Here is a 5,387-nt window from a genome sequence, read left to right as displayed (position 1 = left end):
GTTATCGAGAACTTCTTCGGTATCTTAAAGTCTGAATTTCTATACCTAAAAGAATTTGAGGACATCGAACACTTCAAGCAAGAACTTGAACAATATATTGATTACTACAATCACACACGTATAAAGACGAAACTAAAAGGCATGAGTCCGATACAATATCGAACTCATGCCTCGAAAGCTGTCTAATAAATACCGTGTCTAACTTAAGGGGGTCACTTCAATCTAGGCTCGTTTTTCTTATACAGATTCTCTCTGCATAAAGCGGTATAGAAAAGCCAGAGTGCGGAAGGCATCTTCGATTTTCGATAAAAAGTCTTCATTGTTCATTTGAACGACCTCTTCTCTAGGCAGCTGGATCCCGCAAAGGAGTTCAGCTTTCTTTACCGTTTGAACCCGTTCAAATATCGTTTTCAGTTGTTCAGCGTTAAGCTCACTGTGACGCAGTACGTCAGGTTTCGTATGATCTTTAGACCAAACAAAATCTTGGGGTATTTTCTGTTGAATGGTGTCTAGCTCTTTTTCAAATAATTGACCATATTCACCTTTAACCGGAGATTCATAAATGATCGCAAACCATACGAATACATGAGTTTTCCAAAGCCCAATTTGAAAATGAGGGAGCTTTTTATAGCCTCGTTTACTGTTTGCGAAAGCAACCCAAGTATCATTTGGTGGGTTGACAGATCTTCTTGCATGTTTTGCCACATGTACAAACATCTCGTCTCCTGTAATAGAAGAAAGAAGCGGCGCAAAGTGTTCGCCAAGGGCCTCAAGCTTTGGGCGGACTCTTTCTTTTAATACGGTCATTCGTTCATCTAAACCATCCACTGTGAATGTCTCGAAATCTTCATCTCTAAAACGCATCTCACTCATGTTATGCCTCCTGTATCTTATCGCTGATCATATTTTATCATAGCTTGGGTCAAGATCAAAAAAGATGCAGGAGAAAGATTGCAGAGGACGTGATGCAGCGTTTAAAAATATCGATTTTGTGGTATATGACAAATAGGTAAAGACACAATTTTCAGAATGTCGTTGCGGTTAAGCGATCGCTTCATACGATATAAGCAAGAACCATTTCTTTTATCATTAAATTGTTTATCAATGAAAACTGACAAGGAATGAATCATTCTCTGGAAGGGGCGTTGACCAATGAAGCAAATTGTGAAGCATAGGTATAGACAAGAGAAGAATCGCATCGCTGTGTGGAGATTAGAGGTTGATTATGAGCTATCTACGCTTCATGAAGCCATCGAGCATAAAGATGTTATCCAAATTGAACGCAGCAAACGAAAGCTTGATCGCCTAAGAAAAGAATGGGAGCAGCTTCAAGGGTAAAACAAGGTGAGGTAAAAACGAACCAATTCATCGGTTCGTTTTTGTATGAAGCTGCTTTTTTCTTGCTTTTACGTACATAATATCAGTATGCTAATACAAATAGGTATTACATAGAAAAGAGGTTTACAGTCTGATGACAAACTGGGTGGAAATGGACCGTCTTGCAAAACTTTGGGTAAAAGAAGCGGGAAGCTGCATTAAAGCATCCATGCAGGAAAGTCTATCAATTGAAACAAAATCGAATCCAAATGATCTTGTCACAAACATCGATAAAGAAACCGAGCGTTTTTTCATTGAAAAGATTCAGTCGACATTTCCAGATCATCACATTTTAGGAGAAGAGGGACAAGGGGAAGAGGTGACTTCACTGGACGGAATTGTGTGGATCATTGATCCAATTGATGGCACAATAAACTTTGTCCATCAAAAACGCAATTTTGCCATTTCAATTGGGATATTTGAACATGGTGTTGGAAAAATCGGTCTTATTTATGACGTCATTCATGACGAATTATACCATGCAGTCAAAGGAGAAGGGGCGTATATGAACGACATCTTACTCCCACCATTAAAAGATGTGACGATTGAAAAAGCTATTGTTGGCATTAACCCGACATGGGCGATTGAAAGCCCTCATTTTGATGCTAAACCGTTTGCCCGTCTCGTCCGTGACGTCAGGGGGACACGAACCATTGGATCAGCTGCACTTGAGCTCGCTTATATTGCAAGTGGCAGAAGTGACGCATACGTGACGTTAAGGCTTGCACCATGGGATTATGCCGCCGGATGTGTGTTGCTTGATGAGGTAGGGGCTGTTTACTCCAATATTCATGGAGAACCACTATCCTTCCTAGAGAAAAACAGCATTGTGGCAGGGAATCGATCTATTTGTGAGCAAATCCTGAACGATTACATAAAAGGAAGAGAAAATAAAAAATAAACACAATCACTTCATGAGAATGAAGTGATTCTTTGTTTTGGATGAAACTTTTTGGTAAGGCGATTGTCCATACGAAGGGGTCTTAATTTGATGTATAGGATTGTATTATTCAATGGTGTGGTTCTCGGCTATTTGTTTTTTCATTTATCAAGAAATGAAAGAGCCAATCTCTTTTATCAATTCACCGGATTTCGAGCCATAATAGATGAAAAGGAAGAAAAAAGAAAATCAAGGATCGTTATTATAAGACAAATAAAAACACACCTTTAAGTTGAAAATCGGGTATAGCATACCTGAAAACAATTTGGAGGTGTAGAGGTGCGTATTACTTAAATTTTCCAAGACTATTTTATATTTTCAGCATCTCAGCTTGACAATTCATGGGTGAATGGTCTTGGTTTGAGTCAAAATCAAAAGCCTTCTACATATAGAATGTAAAAGGCTTTTGATAAATTTTATGATTGTACGTTTAATTTTCTTTTTAATGTAAATCCTGTACCCATGAAAATCATGGCGAACACGATACTCAAGCATGTTCCCAGTATGCTTTTTTCTGCAACAGACACCCCAATAAACGCCATACTAACGACTGCAAGTAATGCACATAGTAATAAAAGCCATTTAATTTGTTTCATTTGTCTCCATCCCTTTTTTTAGAGTTAATATAAGTTTACAGAAAAACGATCGGCATTTAAAGGGGATTGTGATATAATATGAAAGTTATCTAATTATTTTAGGAGATGAAAATGTGAAACTTCGAAAAGACCTTCGCAACATCGCAATTATTGCCCACGTTGACCATGGTAAAACGACGCTTGTTGACCAATTGCTCCATCAAGCTGGTACTTTCCGTGCGAATGAAAATATCGCTGAGAGAGCCATGGATTCAAATGATTTAGAGCGAGAGCGCGGTATTACGATTTTAGCTAAAAATACTGCGATTCATTATAAAGATACACGCATTAATATTTTAGATACACCAGGACACGCCGATTTCGGTGGTGAAGTTGAGCGTATCATGAAAATGGTAGATGGTGTACTTCTCGTTGTGGACGCTTATGAAGGCTGTATGCCTCAAACTCGATTTGTACTGAAAAAAGCACTTGAGCAAAACTTAACACCAATTGTTGTTGTTAATAAAATTGACCGCGACTTTGCTCGTCCGGCTGAAGTGGTCGATGAAGTCATTGACTTGTTCATTGAATTAGATGCAACAGAAGAACAGCTTGAATTCCCAGTTGTTTACGCATCAGCAATCAATGGTACGGCAAGTAACGATGCGAGCAAACAAGACGAAAACATGGAATCGTTGTTTGAAGCGATTGTCAACCGTATTCCAAGCCCAATTGACAACCATGAAGAGCCGCTTCAATTCCAAGTGGCGCTACTTGATTACAATGATTATGTCGGAAGAATTGGAATTGGCCGTGTATTTAGAGGAACGATGCAAGTAGGACAGCAAGTTGCCCTGATGAAAGTCGATGGCAGTGTGAAACAATTCCGTGTAACAAAGATTTTTGGTTTCCAAGGGTTAAAACGAGTGGAAATCAACGAAGCTAAAGCTGGAGATCTTGTTGCTGTATCTGGTATGGAAGACATCAATGTCGGTGAAACAGTTTGCCCGGTAGAATACCAAGAGGCACTGCCGATCCTTCGTATTGATGAGCCGACACTTCAAATGACATTTGTTGTCAATAACAGCCCATTTGCAGGTCGTGAGGGAAAATACGTCACATCTCGTAAAATTGAAGAGCGTTTAGAGCAGCAGCTTCAAACAGACGTAAGTCTTCGTGTGGATCCGACTGATTCACCTGATGCTTGGGTCGTATCTGGACGCGGGGAGCTTCACTTATCCATTCTGATTGAGAATATGAGACGTGAAGGATTTGAATTACAAGTATCGAAGCCAGAAGTTATTGTAAAAGAAGTTGATGGTGTTCGATGTGAGCCCGTAGAGCGTGTTCAAATTGATGTACCAGAAGAGCATACTGGCTCTGTCATGGAATCAATGGGTGCAAGAAAAGGTGAAATGATTGATATGATCAATAATGGTAACGGTCAAGTTCGCCTGATCTTTACTGTTCCATCACGAGGTTTAATCGGATATACAACTGAATTTCTTTCATTAACTCGTGGTTTTGGTATTCTGAACCATACATTTGACAGCTACCAGCCGATGCAGTCTGGTCAAGTTGGCGGACGCCGTCAAGGTGTACTTGTTTCAATGGAAACGGGTAAAGCGACAGCTTACGGAATCCAAGGTGTTGAAGAGCGCGGTGTGATCTTTGTTGAGCCAGGTACTGAAGTGTATCAAGGAATGATTGTTGGTGAACATAACCGTGAAAACGACCTTGTTGTCAACGTTAGCCGTATGAAACAGCAAACCAACGTACGTTCAGCGACAAAAGATCAAACGGTTAGTATGAAAAAACCACGGATTATGTCACTTGAGGAATCTCTTGAGTACTTAAATGAAGACGAATACTGTGAGGTTACCCCTGAATCTATTCGTCTAAGAAAGAAAATTTTAGATAAAAACGAACGTGAAAAAGCAGCGAAGAAGAAAAAATTAGCAGGATTATCATAATTCCATGAAGAATTTAAAAGGTAGAACCCTGAAAGATAAGGGGAGGGAATCTTTTTGAATGATCAGGAAGTAAGTGATAATTTATCCTTTTTTGCGATGCTGTTTCGTGTCGATGAAAATCCGCAAACAGGGATGTGGCTCCTTTATGGCACCATCCTTGTTTTAGCAATTATTGTTTTTAAGCTCGGCTTTGCTAGACGTTTACCGATTTTAAAAGCGCTCGTGATTTATTTGTTTTTGATTTTTGGCTGCACGTTTCTCACGTTTCTAGGGATCTTCTTGCCAGTTGCAGAAGGCCTTGTTGTGGCAGCTGCCATTTTGATTATTTATAAAATACGGCTGCATCGTGCGAAAAAAGCAGGAACAGTGAATACGTAAAAAAGACCTGACACATGTGATATTATCCCCTCTAAGTAGACAGTGTAAAAAGCCCAAGAACATATCTTGGCTGTTACACTATACTTGGAGGGGATTTTTTATGGCTAGAAAGGGACAACAATTTCAACACTATTCTAAAGAATT

At 39.5% G+C, this 5,387-nt stretch carries 7 protein-coding genes; 5 read left to right on the top strand and 2 right to left on the bottom strand.

What is annotated here, in order from left to right:
- A partial coding sequence (locus WAX46_RS15430) for an IS3 family transposase (protein ID WP_336493384.1) occupies positions 1–186 on the top strand: 186 nt, incomplete at its 5' end.
- 51 nt (positions 187–237) lie between these two features.
- On the opposite strand, the gene WAX46_RS15425 is transcribed toward WAX46_RS15430, so the two are convergent.
- A complete protein-coding gene (locus WAX46_RS15425; protein WP_226570215.1) occupies positions 238–873 on the bottom strand; it encodes a DUF1054 domain-containing protein in 636 nt (211 codons plus the stop codon).
- Between the two features lie 279 nt (positions 874–1,152).
- Here WAX46_RS15425 and WAX46_RS15420 point away from each other — a divergent pair, with 279 nt between their 5' ends.
- Together WAX46_RS15420 and WAX46_RS15415 are read left to right on the top strand one after the other, a co-directional pair.
- The gene (locus tag WAX46_RS15420; RefSeq protein ID WP_226570213.1) at positions 1,153–1,338 is read left to right on the top strand and encodes a hypothetical protein; all 186 of its coding nucleotides are present in this window, start codon (positions 1,153–1,155) and stop codon (positions 1,336–1,338) included.
- Positions 1,339–1,471: 133 nt separating this feature from the next.
- Entirely contained in the window at positions 1,472–2,278 is an 807-nt protein-coding gene (locus WAX46_RS15415; protein WP_336494301.1) for an inositol monophosphatase family protein, read from the top strand.
- A gap of 455 nt (positions 2,279–2,733) precedes the next feature.
- On the opposite strand, the gene WAX46_RS15410 is transcribed toward WAX46_RS15415, so the two are convergent.
- Positions 2,734–2,913: a DUF5325 family protein gene (locus WAX46_RS15410; RefSeq protein ID WP_008345070.1), complete on the bottom strand. Its 180-nt coding sequence runs from the start codon at positions 2,911–2,913 to the stop codon at positions 2,734–2,736.
- A 113-nt stretch (positions 2,914–3,026) separates the two neighbouring features.
- Here WAX46_RS15410 and typA point away from each other — a divergent pair, with 113 nt between their 5' ends.
- Together typA and WAX46_RS15400 are read left to right on the top strand one after the other, a co-directional pair.
- On the top strand, positions 3,027–4,865 hold the full coding sequence (gene typA, locus WAX46_RS15405; protein WP_336494300.1) for a translational GTPase TypA: 1,839 nt from the start codon (positions 3,027–3,029) through the stop codon (positions 4,863–4,865).
- A gap of 54 nt (positions 4,866–4,919) precedes the next feature.
- Positions 4,920–5,243 carry a YlaH-like family protein gene (locus WAX46_RS15400; protein WP_226570207.1) on the top strand — a complete coding sequence of 108 codons (324 nt, stop codon included), beginning with the start codon at positions 4,920–4,922 and terminating at the stop codon, positions 5,241–5,243.
- The last annotated feature ends 144 nt before the right edge of the window (positions 5,244–5,387 follow it).

The organism is Bacillus sp. FJAT-53060 (assembly GCF_037104745.1).
In the GTDB taxonomy this organism is placed as follows: Bacteria; Bacillota; Bacilli; order Bacillales; family Bacillaceae; genus Bacillus; species Bacillus stratosphericus_B.
This window is presented reverse-complemented; position numbering and strand designations above follow the sequence as displayed.

Excerpts from the sequence above, each read along its gene's own strand:
- WAX46_RS15410 (WP_008345070.1), bottom strand. The coding sequence starts at position 2,913 with ATGAAACAAATTAAATGGCTTTTATTACTATGTGCATTACTTGCAGTC.
- WAX46_RS15425 (WP_226570215.1), bottom strand. The coding sequence starts at position 873 with ATGAGTGAGATGCGTTTTAGAGATGAAGATTTCGAGACATTCACAGTG.
- WAX46_RS15415 (WP_336494301.1), top strand. The coding sequence starts at position 1,472 with ATGACAAACTGGGTGGAAATGGACCGTCTTGCAAAACTTTGGGTAAAA.
- WAX46_RS15420 (WP_226570213.1), top strand. The coding sequence starts at position 1,153 with ATGAAGCAAATTGTGAAGCATAGGTATAGACAAGAGAAGAATCGCATC.